Source organism: Haloarcula hispanica ATCC 33960 (assembly GCF_000223905.1).
GTDB lineage: Archaea > Halobacteriota > Halobacteria > Halobacteriales > Haloarculaceae > Haloarcula > Haloarcula hispanica.
This window is the reverse complement of the sequence record NC_015948.1, coordinates 980,921-997,589: the sequence shown is the minus strand read 5'-3', so window position 1 is coordinate 997,589 and position 16,669 is coordinate 980,921. Positions and strand designations below refer to the sequence as shown.

The following is a 16,669-nucleotide window of genomic DNA, read 5'->3' as shown; positions in this document are numbered from 1 at the left end:
GAAATCGGCGACAAACCCTTATCAGTCTTGTTCGTCAAGGGTGTCGTAATGTCCTCCGAGTCGACTGATGACGGAGGAGTGTACGTCGAGCTATCTGCAGATCTAGACGAGTGGCTGACCGAGCAGGCCGAGACGCTCGGCGTGCCTCGCGACGCCGTCATGGAGCAACTGCTGGCCGCATATATGACAGCGGCCGACTCGGACGATGGGATGGACGACCTCATTCAGCCATCGGCGGACGAGTTGGATGCCGTCGTCGCCGCAACCGTGGACGAGAAGCTGAACGGCTCAGTCGAAGCAGCGACCGAGAGCGCTGTCAGTTCCCAGCTCCCCGATATCGTCGACACGGTGGAACGCCAACTCGCAGAGCGGTTCGACGCGCTCGAAGCGGACTTTCAGACGAAGATCGAAGACGTCCGCGAGCGCGTCGTGCAGGTCAAACGGGAGGCCGACGCGAAAGCGCCGGCCGACCACGGCCACGAAGAGTTCGACCGCATCGATGCACTCACACAAGAGATCGAAGATATCGAGGCGGAACTCGCCGCGCTTCGGGGCGACGTGACCGAGTCGCTCGAAACAGAGAACGAGCGAGTCGCTGACATCGACAGCCGACTCGACGATGTCGAAGACAAACTCACCCGCGTCGCCTGGGTCGTCAGCGACCTCCGCGACGACCAGGGCGGCCGGGACCAGAATCAGAAAGCGGTCGACCGACTGAAACGCGCCGCGGCCCAGGAGAACATCTCGACGGCACGCTGTTCGAACTGTGACAAGCAGGTCGAGATCGGACTGTTGACCGAACCCCAGTGTCCACACTGCAACACGACGGTGTCGGACGTCCGGCCTGAGGGCGGCATTATCCGCTCGAAGGCGCGGCTAGTGGCCGCAGCACAGCTTGAACCGGGAGAGACCAATGAGTGACGACGAGCGAGACCCCTTCGAAGAGCTCGACCCGGATGACGACCGCGAGGGCGACCCGTTCGAGCGCCTCGGTGCGGGGCCTGACGACGCGGACGGCTCGGCAAACGCACGCCAGCCACCCGACGACGGTTGGCCGGGCAGCGAATCGAGCGACGAACCGGCCGACGGTGCGTCCGAGGCGGAACCCGATGCAACCGATGCTGACGACCTGCTCTCGGCTGTCGACACGGAAGAGTTCCGTTCAGATTCGGCACCTGAATCGGACAGTCACCTTTCGGGGTCATCACCCGACCCGGACGACCCCTTCTCGGGAATGGACGAGCGCGGCGAGGACCCCTTCGGGAGCGGCGAGAGCGCGTTCGAGCGGGTCGACGTCGATCACATCGACGCGGACAAGGTGTGGGCGGAAATCGCCGAGGACGGCGACGACAAGACTTCACCCGAGAGCCGCTACGCGGAGGTATCGAAACACCGCTACTGTGAGCAGTGTGAACACTTCTCCGCACCGCCGAACGCGCACTGCACGAACGAGGGGACCGAGATCATGGAGTTCCTCGACATGGAGACGGTCCGGCTACTGGACTGTCCGGTCGTCGCCGAGCAACACGAGATCGAGGACGAGCAGTAACGGCTTTTTGCCTCGGTGTCCGACGGGCGTGTATGCAGTTCTGCGACGACTGTGGTTCGATGATGCACGCCGACGGTGACGAGATGGTCTGTCAGTCCTGTGGTGCGCGAGTTACCAAAGACGAGGACCGCGCGGCCGAGTTCGTCAGCACGGACGAACAGAGCGGCGACGAACTGATAGAGACCGAGGAGGGCTCGAACTTCGAAGGGAAGCCCACGGCTGACGACGTGACCTGTGAGGAATGCGGACACGGGAAAGCGTGGTACACCATCAAACAGACCGGGTCGGCCGACGAACCGCCGACGCGCTTTTTCAAGTGCCAGGAGTGTGGCCACCGGTGGCGGGAGTACAACTAGAGCAGCGAATCCAGAATCCGGAGCTCTTCCTCCTCGGATATCTTGTCGGAGTCCATACACGCGTGGACGACCTTGTGAACGAGTTCGGGCTCCTGAAACGGCTCTGGCGAGCCGCCGCCGTCCGTGACGGTTTCGACCTGTCCTTCGAGTTCAGCCAACTGTGCGGAGAGGTCCTCGACGGTTGACTGGAACGTAGTCAGCGTGGTGTTCACCTCGCCGGCCGCTGTCTCGACTTCCGTTGGCGAGCGGTCGCCGTCGTCGGGCGCAGTATCAGGGCCTGACGCTTGACTGTCGGCTCCGTCGGGGTTGTCTGTTGACTCCGGCGATTGGGTATCGGGTGTCTGGGTTTCTGCCTCGTCCGAGATCGTCGCTGATTCGGCTTCTCCGTCGCTGAACACGGCGTTTGCGAACGCTTCTCGGTTCGCCCAGTCGAACCCGTCGATCCCGTTGACGCGGTTGCTCACCGTCGAGGCAGTGACGCCGAGCTTCTCCGCGAGGTCCCGCTGGGACGCGGTGGGGTGTTTCTGGATTGCGCGGATCGTCTCACGTTCTGTCGACGAGAGGTCCGCAGGGGCTGGATATGACTGTGACTCCGTCGACGGTTCACTCTCTGACTGGGCGGCCGTTTCCGTCTCGTCGGCCTCAGCCGGGTCGCCGTGTTCCTCAAGAACTCGCTCGACCAGTTCCGCTGTTGCACTCGGTACTTCGGCCGCAAGCTCTGCGATGGATGCCTCGGGGTTCTCAGCCGCTACATCGAGTATTTGCTTGTGACGCATCGATTTAGGGGCCGTTCGGCCATTCGTTGATTTGCTCATTGATATCACCACGTAGGGATGGTACCGCCACCCGATCCCCCAACCTGATACACATTTGACTGAAACCAATGGAATTGTCAAAAGCTTTTGGTTAGTCACAAACATTAATTAAGATGTTATTTAATCTGACATCACCTGCCTCATCAGCGACACAGACTACCCAGATCGAGGAGACAGGTCTATTCCGGCCGAACTGGAATCAGTCGGTCAAAACTGAACCCGTACCTTCTGAAAGCATTTATCCGGGGCAGGGCAACGCAGAGCCATGTACCGCCGTCGCGTTCTGGCACTCTGCGGACTGGCTATCACCGGTGCAGGATGTCAGGGTGAAACCGAGGACACCGGGACAGTGACGCCGATGCCGTCACCAAGCGGTAGCGAAACCGACATTGGGTCGCCGCCCAGTGTGACCGTCACGGACGCCGTGGTGGCGCCAGGCGTCGTGATTCCTCGCACTGACTCTATCAGCGTTGAACCGACAGGCGGCCAGTTTCTCGTGCTCACGACGACCATCGAGGGCTCGGGAGTGGACCGGGGCGCGTTCTCGCTCAGATTCGATGGGTCGACGTACAGCCCCGAGACGTTCAGGAACGGTCTGTATCGCGACGGCGAGTGGGGCCGACAGTTCACCGAGGCCGGTGGGCCGCTGGTCTTCGACCTGCCCGAAACCGGCTCAGCTAGCGACGCCCGACTGTCTTGGCCCGGCGGGGAGTGGACGATGCCGAAGACAGTTCAGAACAGACTCGAAGCACCGTTGCCGTCGTTCGACGTTACTCTCGACGGACCGGAGCGTGTCACTGAGCCAGCCATGCCGACGCTTGAGATAACAGTCACGAACACGGGCGACACCGCAGGTCGGTACGTCCTCGCACTCAACCGAACCGGCCCACGCGTCGCCTACGCGCCTGTCGGCCGATTTGATAGGGTACTGGAGCCAGGAGAAACAGCGGGTATCACGCACGACGCTAAGACACCGTACGTCGACGATACGGAGCCGCGTGAAGTCACGTATCATCTGCGGGCCCCGGACGATAACAACGACGCGACACACCGGATCAAGCCGGTCGACGAGGAAACCGCGACCGAGTCGTAGCGACTCATCGGTTCGAAAGCCGTCTTTCCGTCGCAGAAAGTCACCGGACAGCCGTGTGTTGGCGCAGGAGCGCCGCCTCAGACCCCTTCGAGGTCGGACCGGTACTCGTTGATCTGGTCGTCGGCGTCGTCGATGGCTTCGGTCACGTCTTCCGCGTCGCCACTGCTGAGGTCGTTGAGCGCCGACTGGATGCGGGCGAGTCGGCCGTGGTCCGGGCCGCGTTCGTCGGTCGCGAGGGAGTCGAGCTGGGCAGCGAGTTCGGCGAGGCGCTCGCTCGCCTCGTCGCTGTCAGTGTCTTCGGCCGCTGATTCGAGCAGTTCACTCGCGGACGCGAGTTCGTCGCGTGTCATACGTGGGGATTTACAGATGGGGACTAAAACGGTTCGGCTTACGGAAGTGGGTTTATTTAAATAGATCAGTGGGCATCGAGCAACCGGGCATGACTGGCCGGTTCGCTGCCATCGCGATAGCGATGACCTGTGGTCGACAGGACAGGAAACGTTTACCCCGCACCCGCCCGCAGACGCGCCATGGCGAATTTCCTCTTTTGTTCGTTAGACGCGGCGCTCATCGGTGACATCGCCTGGCAGGTCAGCCGGGAGGGACACGACGTCCGGTACTACATCGAAGCCGACAGCGATCAGGAGATCGCCGACGGGTTCGTACCGAAGACCGACGACTGGCGGGGCGACCTCGGCTGGGCCGATGTCGTCGTCTTCGACGACATCTGGGTCGGCGGCGACATCGGCACCGGCGAACTCGCACAGGAACTCCGGGCCGAAGGCCACGCCGTCGTTGGCGGGACACCCAACACAGATGCGCTCGAAGAGGACCGCGGCTACGCGATGGAGGTCCTCGAAGACCACGGTGTCAACACTATCGAGCATCACGTCTTCGAGGACTTCGACGCCGGCATCAAGCACGTCCAGGAGAACCCTGCGCCGTACGTCATCAAACCGCTCGGGGAAGTCCAGAACGTCAAGCGACTGCTCTACGTCGGGAACGAGGATGACGGCAGCGACATCGTCGATGTGCTTCGAGCGTACAAGAAGGCGTGGGGTCACCGGATGAAAGGGTTCCAGCTCCAGCGGAAGGTCGAGGGCGTCGAAATCGCCGTCTGTGGTTTCTTCAACGGCGAGTCGTTCGTCGAACCGATCAACTTCAACTTCGAGCACAAGAAGCTGTTTCCGGGCAACATCGGTCCCTCGACCGGCGAGATGGGTACTTCGATGTTCTGGGCCGGCCGGAACGAACTGTTCGCGGAGACACTCGGCAAGGTGGAAGGCTGGCTCGCCGACGAGGGGTACGTCGGCAGCATCGACATCAACTGCATCGTCAACGAGGACGGTATCTATCCGCTGGAGTTCACGCCGCGGTTCGGGTACCCCACAATCACGCTCCAAGAGGAGTCGTTCGAATCAGAAACAGGCCAGTTCTTCCTCGATCTGGCGAACGGGCGCGACCCCGAACTGGAGGTCCACCGCGGGTATCAGGTCGCGGTTCGGGTCGTCCTCCCGCCGTTCCCGTTCGACGACCAGAAGACGTACGACGAGAACTCCCGCAACGCCGCGGTCGTCTTCGGATCCGACAGCCGCGAGGGCATCCACATCGAGGACGCGAAGCGCGTGCCCGTCGAGGGCACGGACCGCGCGACCGGCGAGAGAAGCGAGTCAGGAGCGGCGGTCGACGGGCAGTGGCGCGTGGCTGGCGAGAGCGGGATGCCGCTGGTCGTCACGGGCAAAGGCGATACGATGCAGGGGGCGCGGGAGCAGGCTTACGGGCGCGTCGACGATATCCTCATTCCGAACTGTTACTACCGCGACGACATCGGCGAGCGGTGGATAGAGGGCGACGGGGACCGCCTGCAGGCATGGGGCTATCTCGGCCCTGCTGTGTAGCGACGTGCAGGATAGCGTTCCTGTCTGACCGAGCTTTGGCACGCGCCGAACGTGGACCTTTATGTGTGTAACACATACCCATGATTGACGAATGGACGCACAAACTGAACGGTCGCCGCTACACGTCTCGCACACCGACCACGACGACGGCTGGACGGTCGCCGTCGACCTCGACTCGCTTCAGGTCAGCGACGAGCATGTGACAGTCGATATCATCGGGACGGAAGCCATCGTTGCCGTCGACGCCCCGCACCTCCAGACGGAGTTCGACGTCGACCTGCCGGCCGCCGGCGCGGTCCAGACACTCAGAAACGGCGTGCTCACGCTATCGAAGCGGAGCTAGCGCTGTCGCGGACCACTTGTTCAGCCGCAGTCTCGCAGTTGTGACAGCAGCACAATACGACGTGACTCCACAAGGAATTTGAGCGTGATGCTGGAAGCGTTCAGTGATGACCACCCCTCCCGACCAGGACCCGCCGACGGTTCTGGGCTCGGTGCCACCGCTTCGTGCGTGGATTCGAACGTTTCTCATCGGCCTCTGTATGGGCAGCGCGGACGGGGTCCCCGGTGTTTCCGGGGGCACAATCGCGCTCATCGCCGGGGTCTACGAGCGACTCATCGCCGCGATTACCGCCGTTACGCCGGGCCGCGTAATACGGTTCGTTCGCGCTCTCACACCGCTAGACGGCGGTGTTGATTTGCGCGGTGCGTTTGCCGAACTCCTCGAACTCGACATCTGGTTCCTCCTCGCGCTGGTCGCCGGCGTCGGTACCGCCGTCGTCATCGTAACACACATCGTCACCGTCGCCAGCCAGGAGACGCCGGCGTTGCTTTTCGGCTTCTTCTTCGGCCTCATCGCCGCCTCCGCGGTGGTGTTGCTGCGCAGTCTCACGGTCGAGTCGCCGTTCCAGATAGGGGCCGGCGTCCTCGGGTTTCTGCTTGCGTTCTACGTGTCCGGCGTCTCGAACACCGCCGCCGACGGCGGCAGTCTCGCACTCGTCTTCATCGCCGGCATGATCGGCGTCAGCGCGATGATTCTGCCCGGCATCTCGGGATCGCTGTTGCTCGTCATCCTCGGGCAGTACGACAGGATGTCAATGGCGCTCGCCGACTTCGTGGACGCGCTCATTGCGCTCGCCACCGGCGGGCCAGCCGAAGACGTGACAACGACCGCCGTGCCGGTCGTGACGTTCATCGTCGGCGGGCTGGTCGGCCTGTTCACCATCGCACGCGTCGTCCGTCGGGCACTGGAGTACAACCGCCGGGCAACGCTGGCCTTCCTCGTCGCGCTCGTCGTCGGCGCACTCCGCGCTCCGGTCGTGAAGGTCCGGAGTGAAGTCGGCTTCTCGACGGACGTTCTCATCGCGTTCGTCGCTGCCGCCGCTATCGGCGCGGCCTTCCTGCTCGCGCTCGACTGGTACGCCGTCGACCTCGACCTGGATAAGATCTAAACAGGTTCAGAAGCCCCAGGCACGGCGGTACTGCGGCGGCCCCTCTATCTCGTCGGTCGCGTCGAGTTCCCTCGCGGCATTCATCGTGAAGTACGGGTCCCGGAGGTGTTCGCGGCCGACGATAGCCATATCGGCCCGGTCGTTGGCGATAACGGCTTCGGCCTGTTCGGGGGTCGTGATGCCGCCGACAGCGCCGACGGCGATGTCCGACTTCGTTTCCTCGCGAATCCGCTCGGCGTACCGGAGCTGGTAGTTCGGGCCGGCGTAGTCGGGGCGGGATTCGGGGTGGATGCCGCCGCCGCTCACGTCGATGAGGTCCACGCCGATGTCGGCGAGTCGGTCCGACAGTCGCACGGAGTCCTCGACGGTCCAGGAATTGCGGTCGGGAAGCCAGTCCGTCGCGGAAATACGGACGAACACCGGCTTGTCGTCGGGCCAGACCTCGCGGACGGCGGTCGTGATTTCACGGACCAGTCGCGTGCGGCCCTCGAAGTCGCCGCCGTAGTCGTCCTCGCGGTGGTTCGTCACCGGCGAGAGGAACTGATGCAAGAGGTAGCCGTGGGCGGCGTGGACCTCTGCGACCTCGAAGCCGGCGTCGAGCGCGTGCTCGGCGGCGGCGCGGAACGAATCGATGACTGCCTCGATGCCGTCCTGATCGAGCGCTGTTGTCGGCGGAGCCTCACCGTCTTCGTACGGCCAGGGGTCGTCACTCGGTCCGACGACTTCCCAGCCGCCGTCGTCGGGTTGGAGCGGGTCGTGGCCGTCCCACGGTCGTTCGATAGAGGCTTTCCGCCCGGCGTGGGCCAACTGGATGCCCGGCACGCTGTCCTGTTCAGTGATGAACTCTGTAATCGGTTCCAGCGCCGCCGCGTGCTCGTCGCTCCAGATACCCAGGTCCTCCGGCGAGATACGGCCGCGAGCTTCGACGGCGGTCGCTTCAGTCATGACCAGACCTGCACCGCCGACGGCACGAGAGCCGAGGTGGGTGCGGTGCCAGTCGGTGGCGAGGCCGTCGCGGGCCTCACAGGAGTACTGGCACATTGGAGAGACCATGACGCGATTCGGGACTGTCGTCTCACGGAGTTCCAGCGGTGAGAACAGTGCAGTCATCGACGGGGGTTTGCTGCCGAGACTGATAACCGCACTGGCGGCTGCAAGCATCGTCGTTAGTTCTGGCGACTGGTACTGAACGGCCCGCCGCTTGGTCCCTATTCAGTCAGCGACGCACCGGTGTTCCGGGGCGCGACAACGCGAACCGTTCCGTCGACATCGGCCGCATCGAGTGCCAGCACACCCGCGTCACGGGCCTCCGATTCGTAGTCCGCTGTCGTCAGTCCCCAGACGGTTGGCCCCCAAGAGCTCTGGCCGGCCCCGGAGATGACCGGGGCGCTCGCCAGTGACTCGACGAGTGCGCCGGCTGGCGGGCGGTAGACGCCGCCCTGTTCGTCAGCGTACCACGCGCCGTTGAGTCGGCCCAGCCGCGCCGCGGCCTGCCCGAAGTCGTCGTGGTCTCTGGTGGCAATCGCGGGGAGCAGCCGCCGGGTCAACAGCGTCGAGATCTCGTCGGCGATGCCGGGGTCGGCGCGCTCGACGGCCTGCCGCATGCTCTGGTCCTCTGCTGCTCCGCTCTGGCCGGGGTCGGTGTCCGGGACGACGATAACAAAACGCCAGTGTGCGGGGACGTGGTGATGGGCCAGCACTGGCGGCACATCCCAGTCGCCTTCCGCTGGGGGTTCGGCCGTGAACCGCTCCGTTGGGTGACCGCCGTCAACGATGAATCCGCCCGACTCGAACGCGGCTACGCCGACGCCGCTTCGGCCGCCCCGTCCCAGTTGCGGCGCGTAGGTCCGTGCGTCAGCGGTCCGGTCGTAGGCCCGAACGACGGCGATGAGCGTCGCCAGTGAGAGCTGCGTGCCGCTCCCGAGGCCGACGTGTCGCGGGAAGCGCTCCTCGACGGTGACGGCCGCGCCGGGTACGTCGAGTGCGTCGACGACGCGCCGGACGTACGGTTCGGTCGCCGGGTCGTCACACTGGACCGTCTCGGCCCGTGTCGCTTCGACGGTCAGCCGCGGCTCGTCGAGTGCGAGCCCGACGCCGCCGTAGAGGCGCTCGTGGGCGAGCGAGAGGTTCTGAAACCCGAAATGGAGTCGCGCGGCGGTCGTGACCGTCGGCATACGGCGGCGGAAGTCCCCGACGGAAAAGAACCTGCTGTCACCGGTGGGTTTCGCCGTGCTCCACGTGGGACGTTACCGCGAGTACAAGTTATTTAAGGTTGCTCACGGCGTCGCTCACATATGAGCAAGCAGGAACGGCAAGAACGGCCGGAGAAGGACCCGGACCTCCGGAGTACCGAGGTGACGGAGGGATACGAGAAGGCACCCCACCGCGCGATGTTCCGCGCGATGGGCTACGACGACGAGGACCTGTCCTCGCCGATGATCGGCATCGCCAATCCAGCGGCCGACATCACGCCGTGTAACGTCCATCTCGACGACGTTGCGGACGCCGCCTACGACGGCATAGACGACACCGAAGGGATGCCAATCGAGTTCGGGACCATCACCATCTCCGACGCCATCTCGATGGGGACCGAGGGGATGAAGGCGTCGCTCATCTCCCGCGAGATAATCGCCGACTCGGTCGAACTCGTCACCTTCGGCGAGCGCATGGACGGCATCGTCACCATCGGCGGCTGTGACAAGAACATGCCCGGGATGATGATGGCCGCCATCCGGACGGACCTGCCAAGCGTCTTCCTCTATGGCGGGTCGATCATGCCCGGCGAGCACGACGGCCGCGAGGTCACCATCCAGAACGTCTTCGAGGGCGTCGGCGCGGTCGCCGACGGCGAGATGAGCGAGGGCGAACTCGACGAGATGGAACGCCACGCCTGCCCCGGTGCGGGCTCCTGTGGCGGGATGTTCACCGCCAACACGATGGCGTCTATCTCCGAAGCGCTCGGCTTCGCGCCGCTGGGGTCGGCCTCTCCGCCGGCCGAACACGAGTCCCGCTACGAGGAGGCCCGCCGGGCCGGCGAACTCGCCGTCGAGGTGGTGCAGGAACGCCGCAGCCCCTCGGATTTCCTCACCCGCGAATCGTTCGAGAACGCCATCGCCCTGCAGGTCGCGGTCGGCGGGTCGACCAACGCCGTTCTCCACCTGCTCGCGCTCGCGGCGGAGGCCGGCATCGACCTCGATATCGAGACGTTCAACGAGATCAGCGCCCGCACGCCCAAGATCGCCGACCTCCAGCCCGGCGGCGAGCGAGTCATGAACGACCTCCACGAGGTCGGCGGCGTCCCGGTCGTGTTGCGGGCGCTGCACGACGCCGGCCTGCTCCACGGTGACGCGCTCACCGTCACGGGCAACACCATCGCGGAGGAACTTGAACAGATCGACCCGCCAACGGTCGAAGACCTCGACGTGGACTATCTCAACACGGTCGACGACCCGATCCACGAGCGCGGCGCGATCCGCATCCTTTCGGGCAACCTCGCGCCCGACGGCTCGGTCATCAAGATCACGGGTGAGGACCACCTCCATCACGAGGGTCCGGTCCGCGTGTTCGAACAGGAGGAGGGGGCTATGGAGTACGTGCAGGAAGGCCGCGTCAAGTCCGGCGACGTGATCTGTATCCGCAACGAGGGGCCACAGGGCGGCCCCGGCATGCGCGAGATGCTGGGCGTGACCTCGGCCGTCGCCGGCCAGGGTCACGCCGAAGACGTGGCGCTGTTCACCGACGGCCGCTTCTCCGGCGCGACTCGGGGCTTCTCTATCGGCCACGTCGCCCCCGAGGCGTTCGTCGGCGGCCCCATCGCCGCGCTGGAGGACGGCGATACCGTCACCATCGACATCGACGACCACGAACTGTCGGTCGACCTCACCGACGAGGAGATCGAGCAGCGCCTCGAAGACTACGACCCTGAACCGACGTACGACAGCGGCGTGCTGGCGAAGTACCACAGCGACTTCGGCTCCGCGGCGAACGGCGCGGTGACGAACCCCGGCGCGAAGTGGGACTGAGACTGTCCCGAATTTTTCCACCACGAACATCGTACAGTAGTCACAGCCAACAGTGTGAGAAACCGACGACAGTGACGTCGGGTAGCGGGTCGACTGACGAACGCCGCCGAAGCAGGTCGCTGGCAGAACTAGGCGCCGTCAGAACCGAACGGAGTCGTCAGCGTGGCGGCACAGACTTACGTCCGTGTGACCGTGATGAGCCCCTCTTTGAGCGCCGCTTCGAACCGCTCGTCCAGTGTCATCTGATCCCAGCCGTCCGGCTGGTCCTCTGTGGCGATCTCGGAAAGTGACTCGACCAGCGACCTGTGGAGGAACCGACCGTTCTCGCCGCACTCGCTGCAGGTCCTGATGATCGACCGAACCTCGAAGTTCCGCTCGACGGCGTCCTGGCATCGGGCGCACACGTACGTTTCGGACACACCTGACTATACGCCGCCCGGATACTCGGATGTTGTGAATCCTTTCAAGTGTGTGTCAGTATTGACTATCGACTGCCCCGTCAACGGCCCGTTGTCTCGAATATCACGCCACTGTTCTCTGGTCGGGAGACAACCATCGTGACATGAGATGGGCCTATAGCGAGCATTTCAGTTCACGTAACGGGGCAATCCGGAAGTCGGCTGGTTGCTTCGGGCAGCGGTGTCCAGTATCGGCCGGAGGGGTCGTTCCGCTGTTGTATCCTGTTTTATTTTCAACATGACTGCTAAACTTATTTACAATCCCGGGACAAATCATGGGCGTGTTGATGTCCCCGCCGACAGTCCTCCTCATCGCTGCCGAGACTACTGCCGGAGAGCAGTTACGGGCGGCACTTGAACAGGCAGCAATCGACGCAACGGTCGAGACGACAGAGCCCGAATGCGTCGATACGACACTGCTACGTACCGCGGTTGACTGCCTCGTCGTCCCGGTGACGTGTGGAGGGATGGCGGGCGGTCATCTGGCGGCGGCAGCCACCGGGCTCTACCCGAACCTCCCGGTGATCATGTACGGCAGTGAGGCGGACCGTGGTGACCACATTCGGACGGTCGACGGCGATCTTGGGTCGCCGGAACTGGCAGCCGCAGTCGGTGCAGCACTCGAAGACAGTGAGACGATGGCCGCCCGACCGGCTTCCCGGCCGGAGACGATTCTCGCCACGATGTTCGAACGGTACTCCGAGCACCTGTACGTGAAAGACGATGACCGGCACTATCTGTTGCTCAACGATTCGTCGTACGCCCCGCCGGAACTGCTCGGCCGGCGGGACGAAGACGGACTCCCCGCCGGGGCGACGTATCTGGATGCAGCACGCGGCGACGACCTGCAAGTCATCAACGACGGGGCCGACGTCCTCGACGTCCACGAGTTCTCGCCGTCGATGGGGAAACACCTCCAAACGTCGAAGATCCCCTGGTACGACGAGACCGACGAGCTAATCGGCCTCATCGGTATCACGCAGGATATCACCGACCAGAAAGAGCGCGAACGTCTCCTCAGACAACAGAACGAACGTCTCCGGAAGGTGGCGCTGCTGGCCGCACACGAACTCCGAAACGAACTCCAGGTGTCGACCGGCCATCTCTCGCAGGTCGAGGCCGACGACGAACACATCGACGCTGTGGAGCGTTCTATCGACCAGCTCTCCGGTATCGTCGACAAGGTCGTCTCGCTGGCGTCGAGCGACTCGCCAGCGTTCGAGCCCGAACAACAGTGGCTCTCGACGGTCGTCTGGGACGTGTGGAGTTCGCTATCGCTCGAAGCCGCATCGCTCGAAGTGACATCGGACAGGAGACTGCTGGCGGACGCGGAGTCGATGCGCCTGTTTCTCGAGATTCTGCTCTCGAACGCCGTCGAACACGGCGGCCCCGACGTCGCGATTCGCGTCGGTGCCACGTCTTCGGGCTTTTTCGTCGCGGACGACGGGCCTGGTGTCGACGTCTCGCCACCGGAGCGGGTGCTCGAAGCGGGGTACGCATCAGAGAAACAAAACAGCGGGTTCGGGCTCTACATCGCCAACCGGATCGCGAAAGAACACGGCTGGTCGCTGTCCGTCGATGACAGCGAGGCGGGCGGCGCGCGGTTTACCGTGACCGACGTGGAACGACCGGACTAGAGTTCGAACGTTTCGTCGCCGTCGAGGACGTGGACCTCGGCGTCGCTACCGGTGCCTTTGACCTCGTTCACGAAGTCTTGCGTTTCGATTTCGATTGGTGGGAACGTGTCGTAGTGCATCGGGAACGCGTGGTCGACGTCCAGCCAGTCGACGGCGACGGCGGCCTGCATCGGCCCCATCGTGAAGTGGTCGCCGACCGGCACCGCCGCAGCGTCCGGTTCGAGGAACGGCCCGATGACGTCGCGCATCTCCGTCATGAGACCGGTGTCGCCGGCGTGGTAGAACGTCGTCGACTCTGCGTCGCTGACCTGTGTCGGCTTCGTATCGGAGATGATGAACCCGCCCGGCATCCCGCCGCTCGCGCCGTAGCTGGTTTCCATGCCGTTCGTGTGGTCAGCCCGGTGCATCGTGACGAACGCGTCGCCGATTTCGACGGTGCCGCCGAGGTTCATTCCCATGCCACCGACGGCGTCGAAGTCACCGAAGTTGTCTTCGCAGTACTCGACGATTTCCGGCGTGGCCACGAGCCCACAGCCCTCGTAGCGGTCCACGTCGCCGATGTGGTCGGCGTGGCCGTGGGTCAGCAACACGTAGTCCGGGTCCAGTTCCTCGGGGTCCGTGTCCGTCTTGGGGTTATCGAAGAACGGGTCGATGAGCAACTCGGTGTCGTCGACTGTTACGTGCCACGTCGAATGGCCGTACCATGTGAGTTCCATGTCGGATGCACGCTACTCCCGGCGCATACTTAATAGTACACCGGGCCGGGTTAGGATTCGTCGTTTTCGTCCGGGCGGATTCGCGAGAGCCGCATCGCGTTCCCGGTCACGGCCGTCGTCATGCCGGCGTCGCCCGCGAGCACGGCGACCCAGATGGGGACGAGGCCGAACGGTACAGCGAGTGCAAGGCCGGCCTTGACCGCGAGACTGGCCCAGATGTTCTGGCGGATGACGCCGTTGGCGTCGTTGGCCAGTTTGTACAGGTACGGGAGCTTCGAGAGGTCGTCGCTCATGAGGGCGATATCAGCCGTTTCGAGGGCCGTGTCTGTTCCGGCGGCCCCCATCGCGACGCCGACGGTCGCGCTCGCCAGCGCCGGGGCGTCGTTGATACCGTCTCCGATCATCGCTACCCCCTCCTCGTACTCCTCGACGAGGCCGTCGATAGCGGCGACTTTCTCGTCCGGCAGGAGTTCCGCCCGGTAGTCGTCGACACCCACTTCCCGAGCGATAGCCCCAGCAGTGCGCTCGTTGTCGCCGGTGAGCATCACCGTCCGTTCGACGCCCAGGTCGCGGAGCCGGGAGACTGTGGCCTCCGCTTCCGGGCGCACCTCGTCGGCGACGGCGATGATCCCCTCGATCTCGTCTTCCGTGCCAACGATGACGACCGTCTTCCCCTCGGCCTGGAGTTCGGGAACAGTGTCTTCCAGCAAGTCTATGCAGTTGTTGCGCTCACAGAGCTGCTGGGCCGTTTTCGTGACGACACCGCCATCGGTAGTGGCGTGGACGTGTGAGAGATCGAAGCCGAGGTCGTCAAACAGCCCCGGCTTCCCGGCGTAGTGGGGCGTCCCGTCGAGGTCTGCCCGGACGCCCTTGCCAGTGATACTCTCGAAGTCATCGACCTCGGCGCTTTCGACGCCGGTCGCTCCCGCCTCCGCGACGATGGCCTCGCCGATGGGATGTTCGCTCCGCTGTTCGAGCCCACGGGCACACTGCAGGACTTCATCCTCGGTGTTCCCGTTCAGCGGAATCACGTCGGTGACGGTCAGTTCGCCTTTCGTCAGCGTGCCCGTCTTGTCGAACGCGACCACGTCGACCGCGCCCATCGCTTCGAGGTGATTGCCGCCCTTGATGAGCACGCCGTTCTTCGCGGCGCTGGTGATGCCCGAGACGACCGAAACGGGCGTCGAGATGACGAACGCGCAGGGACAGGCCAGCACAAGCAGGGTCAGGCCGTACACGACGGCGGTCGGCCACGCCACGCCGAGCACGGCGGGGGTCGTCAGCGTCACGAGGACGGCGAAGGCGACGACGACTGGCGTGTAGTACGCCGAGAAGCGCTCGACGAACTGCTCGCGCTCGGTCTTGTTCGACTGGGCGTCCTCGACCATCTGGACGATGCGTGAGAGGGTATTGTCGCTGGCCGCCGCCGTGACCTGTACTTCCAGATATCCCTCCTCGTTGATTGTCCCGGCGTACACCTCGTCGCCCTCGGTCTTGTCGACTGGGACGCTCTCGCCGGTGATCGGAGCCTGATTGACCGCGCTGGTCCCGTCGATGACCTCGCCGTCCATCGGTATCTTCTCGCCGGGCCTGATGACGACGACATCGCCGACCCGCACCTCGTCGACGGAGACCGTCACCTCCTCGCCGTCCCGCAGGACCGTCGCCTCGTCGGGCGAGAGATCCATCAGTTCCGCAAGCGAGTTTCGGGCGCGGTCCATCGAGTAGCGCTCCAGCAGTTCCGCGACGCTGAACAGGAACGCAAGCGTCGCGGCCTCGAAGTACAGCGCCTCGCCGAAGGCCAGACTGGCGGTGAGCGCGCCCAGGATGGCGATGGACATCAGCAGGTCGATGTCCAGGTTCCGGTTTTTCAGGGAGTAGTAGCCGCCACGCAGGATTTCCTGGCCGCCCGTCGCGACTGCGATGAGAAACAGAATGTCGGCGACGTGCAGTGGCGACCCGAAGACGCTTCCGACCTGCGTGTTCGCGCCGGCCAGCAGGAACTCGAAGAGGAGGCCGACGGCGACGAACACGCCGCTGACCCACGTCTTCAGCGCCCGCGAACTGGTCCAGAGCGAGCCGTTTTCGTCCGTCTGCCCGGTCGCCGTGTCGTCCTCGCCTGTCGTCTCCGTGACCTCGTACCCGGCGCTCTCGATTGCCGCCACGAGGTCGCCCTCCGTCGTCGCGTTCCGGTCGTACGTGACGACGGCCGTCCCGGTAGTCGGACGCGTTTCGACGGCTCTGAGACCGTCAACCCTCCCCAGCGCGCTTTCGACCTTGCCGGCACAGGATGCACAGTCCATCTCCGGGACGCCGAACCGGAGCGTCTCGCCGCCGTCGTCTGCGACGCTGTAGCCCGCCGCCTCGACGCGCGCCGCTATCGCGTCCACGTCCGTCTCGGCCTCGTCGTACTCGACGGTGAGCCGACCCGTCGCTACCTGCGGGTCGACGGCCTCGATGCCCGCCAGTTCGCGGACGCTCGACTCCACCTTTCCCGCACAGGAGGGACAGTCCATCTCCGGGACGGACAGCTGTGCGATGTGGCCCCCATCGTGCGAGTCCGTTGCTGTCGGGTGATTATCGGCATTTGAGCAACTACATCCATCGCCATCCGAACAGCCGCCGGACTCCGTCATTACCGGTGCTAGGCTACCCGTTCTTATTAATTCAACTG

The 16,669-nt window shown here is 64.3% G+C and carries 16 protein-coding genes; 9 read left to right on the top strand and 7 right to left on the bottom strand.

Annotation, left to right across the window (positions count from 1 at the left end; genetic code table 11):
• Positions 1-48 precede the first annotated feature (48 nt).
• From HAH_RS05130 to HAH_RS05120, 3 genes are read left to right on the top strand one after another with little or no spacing between them, the layout of a single operon-like run.
• Complete coding sequence (locus HAH_RS05130) at positions 49-921, top strand: hypothetical protein (RefSeq protein WP_023843190.1); 873 nt, start codon at positions 49-51, stop codon at positions 919-921.
• A complete protein-coding gene (locus tag HAH_RS05125; protein WP_014039958.1) occupies positions 914-1,549 on the top strand; it encodes a hypothetical protein in 636 nt (211 codons plus the stop codon). Before HAH_RS05130 ends, HAH_RS05125 begins: the two co-directional genes overlap by 8 nt.
• A 32-nt stretch (positions 1,550-1,581) precedes the next feature.
• Positions 1,582-1,905 (top strand): transcription factor S, encoded by a 324-nt coding sequence (locus HAH_RS05120; RefSeq protein WP_014039957.1) that lies wholly within the window; start codon positions 1,582-1,584, stop codon positions 1,903-1,905.
• Here HAH_RS05120 and HAH_RS05115 read toward each other — a convergent pair.
• Positions 1,902-2,681, bottom strand: coding sequence for a winged helix-turn-helix domain-containing protein (locus tag HAH_RS05115; protein WP_014039956.1), 780 nt, complete (start codon positions 2,679-2,681; stop codon positions 1,902-1,904). The genes HAH_RS05120 and HAH_RS05115 overlap by 4 nt on opposite strands.
• A 304-nt stretch (positions 2,682-2,985) precedes the next feature.
• On the opposite strand from HAH_RS05115, the gene HAH_RS05110 reads away from it, so the two are divergent.
• Positions 2,986-3,813 carry a hypothetical protein gene (locus HAH_RS05110; protein ID WP_014039955.1) on the top strand — a complete coding sequence of 276 codons (828 nt, stop codon included), beginning with the start codon at positions 2,986-2,988 and terminating at the stop codon, positions 3,811-3,813.
• Between the two features lie 77 nt (positions 3,814-3,890).
• On the opposite strand, the gene HAH_RS05105 is transcribed toward HAH_RS05110, so the two are convergent.
• The gene (locus HAH_RS05105; protein ID WP_008310011.1) at positions 3,891-4,163 is read right to left on the bottom strand and encodes a DUF7553 family protein; all 273 of its coding nucleotides are present in this window, start codon (positions 4,161-4,163) and stop codon (positions 3,891-3,893) included.
• Between the two features lie 180 nt (positions 4,164-4,343).
• Here HAH_RS05105 and HAH_RS05100 point away from each other — a divergent pair, with 180 nt between their 5' ends.
• From HAH_RS05100 to HAH_RS05090, 3 genes are all read left to right on the top strand, one after another.
• The gene (locus HAH_RS05100; protein ID WP_014039954.1) at positions 4,344-5,711 is read left to right on the top strand and encodes a phosphoribosylamine--glycine ligase; all 1,368 of its coding nucleotides are present in this window, start codon (positions 4,344-4,346) and stop codon (positions 5,709-5,711) included.
• A 91-nt stretch (positions 5,712-5,802) separates the two neighbouring features.
• Positions 5,803-6,054, top strand: coding sequence for a DUF7127 family protein (locus tag HAH_RS05095; protein WP_014039953.1), 252 nt, complete (start codon positions 5,803-5,805; stop codon positions 6,052-6,054).
• Positions 6,055-6,160: 106 nt separating this feature from the next.
• The gene (locus tag HAH_RS05090; RefSeq protein ID WP_014039952.1) at positions 6,161-7,162 is read left to right on the top strand and encodes a DUF368 domain-containing protein; all 1,002 of its coding nucleotides are present in this window, start codon (positions 6,161-6,163) and stop codon (positions 7,160-7,162) included.
• Between the two features lie 6 nt (positions 7,163-7,168).
• Here HAH_RS05090 and HAH_RS05085 read toward each other — a convergent pair whose 3' ends face one another.
• Together HAH_RS05085 and HAH_RS05080 are read right to left on the bottom strand one after the other, a co-directional pair.
• Positions 7,169-8,272, bottom strand: coding sequence for an NADH:flavin oxidoreductase/NADH oxidase (locus HAH_RS05085; RefSeq protein ID WP_044952183.1), 1,104 nt, complete (start codon positions 8,270-8,272; stop codon positions 7,169-7,171).
• A gap of 98 nt (positions 8,273-8,370) precedes the next feature.
• The gene (locus HAH_RS05080; RefSeq protein ID WP_014039950.1) at positions 8,371-9,336 is read right to left on the bottom strand and encodes a beta-ribofuranosylaminobenzene 5'-phosphate synthase family protein; all 966 of its coding nucleotides are present in this window, start codon (positions 9,334-9,336) and stop codon (positions 8,371-8,373) included.
• Positions 9,337-9,456: 120 nt separating this feature from the next.
• On the opposite strand from HAH_RS05080, the gene ilvD reads away from it, so the two are divergent.
• Positions 9,457-11,184, top strand: a complete 1,728-nt coding sequence (gene ilvD, locus HAH_RS05075) for a dihydroxy-acid dehydratase (protein WP_014039949.1) — start codon at positions 9,457-9,459, stop codon at positions 11,182-11,184.
• A 176-nt stretch (positions 11,185-11,360) separates the two neighbouring features.
• Here the strand turns inward: ilvD and HAH_RS05070 are convergent, their stop codons facing one another.
• Positions 11,361-11,603, bottom strand: coding sequence for a hypothetical protein (locus HAH_RS05070; protein WP_023843189.1), 243 nt, complete (start codon positions 11,601-11,603; stop codon positions 11,361-11,363).
• Positions 11,604-11,929: 326 nt separating this feature from the next.
• Between HAH_RS05070 and HAH_RS05065 the strand changes: the two genes are divergently transcribed.
• Positions 11,930-13,279: a hybrid sensor histidine kinase/response regulator gene (locus HAH_RS05065; protein ID WP_044952180.1), complete on the top strand. Its 1,350-nt coding sequence runs from the start codon at positions 11,930-11,932 to the stop codon at positions 13,277-13,279.
• On the opposite strand, the gene HAH_RS05060 is transcribed toward HAH_RS05065, so the two are convergent.
• Together HAH_RS05060 and HAH_RS05055 are read right to left on the bottom strand one after the other, a co-directional pair.
• Positions 13,276-13,995 (bottom strand): metal-dependent hydrolase, encoded by a 720-nt coding sequence (locus tag HAH_RS05060; protein ID WP_014039946.1) that lies wholly within the window; start codon positions 13,993-13,995, stop codon positions 13,276-13,278. The two genes, HAH_RS05065 and HAH_RS05060, sit on opposite strands and share 4 nt — an antisense overlap.
• Before the next feature lie 50 nt (positions 13,996-14,045).
• Entirely contained in the window at positions 14,046-16,631 is a 2,586-nt protein-coding gene (locus HAH_RS05055; protein ID WP_014039945.1) for a heavy metal translocating P-type ATPase, read from the bottom strand.
• Positions 16,632-16,669 lie beyond the last annotated feature (38 nt).

Excerpts from the sequence above, each read along its gene's own strand:
- HAH_RS05060 (WP_014039946.1), bottom strand. The coding sequence starts at position 13,995 with ATGGAACTCACATGGTACGGCCATTCGACGTGGCACGTAACAGTCGAC.
- HAH_RS05100 (WP_014039954.1), top strand. The coding sequence starts at position 4,344 with ATGGCGAATTTCCTCTTTTGTTCGTTAGACGCGGCGCTCATCGGTGAC.
- HAH_RS05125 (WP_014039958.1), top strand. The coding sequence starts at position 914 with ATGAGTGACGACGAGCGAGACCCCTTCGAAGAGCTCGACCCGGATGAC.
- HAH_RS05090 (WP_014039952.1), top strand. The coding sequence starts at position 6,161 with ATGACCACCCCTCCCGACCAGGACCCGCCGACGGTTCTGGGCTCGGTG.
- HAH_RS05110 (WP_014039955.1), top strand. The coding sequence starts at position 2,986 with ATGTACCGCCGTCGCGTTCTGGCACTCTGCGGACTGGCTATCACCGGT.
- HAH_RS05080 (WP_014039950.1), bottom strand. The coding sequence starts at position 9,336 with ATGCCGACGGTCACGACCGCCGCGCGACTCCATTTCGGGTTTCAGAAC.
- HAH_RS05065 (WP_044952180.1), top strand. The coding sequence starts at position 11,930 with ATGTCCCCGCCGACAGTCCTCCTCATCGCTGCCGAGACTACTGCCGGA.
- HAH_RS05095 (WP_014039953.1), top strand. The coding sequence starts at position 5,803 with ATGGACGCACAAACTGAACGGTCGCCGCTACACGTCTCGCACACCGAC.
- HAH_RS05105 (WP_008310011.1), bottom strand. The coding sequence starts at position 4,163 with ATGACACGCGACGAACTCGCGTCCGCGAGTGAACTGCTCGAATCAGCG.
- HAH_RS05130 (WP_023843190.1), top strand. The coding sequence starts at position 49 with ATGTCCTCCGAGTCGACTGATGACGGAGGAGTGTACGTCGAGCTATCT.
- HAH_RS05085 (WP_044952183.1), bottom strand. The coding sequence starts at position 8,272 with ATGACTGCACTGTTCTCACCGCTGGAACTCCGTGAGACGACAGTCCCG.
- HAH_RS05115 (WP_014039956.1), bottom strand. The coding sequence starts at position 2,681 with ATGCGTCACAAGCAAATACTCGATGTAGCGGCTGAGAACCCCGAGGCA.
- ilvD (WP_014039949.1), top strand. The coding sequence starts at position 9,457 with ATGAGCAAGCAGGAACGGCAAGAACGGCCGGAGAAGGACCCGGACCTC.
- HAH_RS05055 (WP_014039945.1), bottom strand. The coding sequence starts at position 16,631 with ATGACGGAGTCCGGCGGCTGTTCGGATGGCGATGGATGTAGTTGCTCA.
- HAH_RS05120 (WP_014039957.1), top strand. The coding sequence starts at position 1,582 with ATGCAGTTCTGCGACGACTGTGGTTCGATGATGCACGCCGACGGTGAC.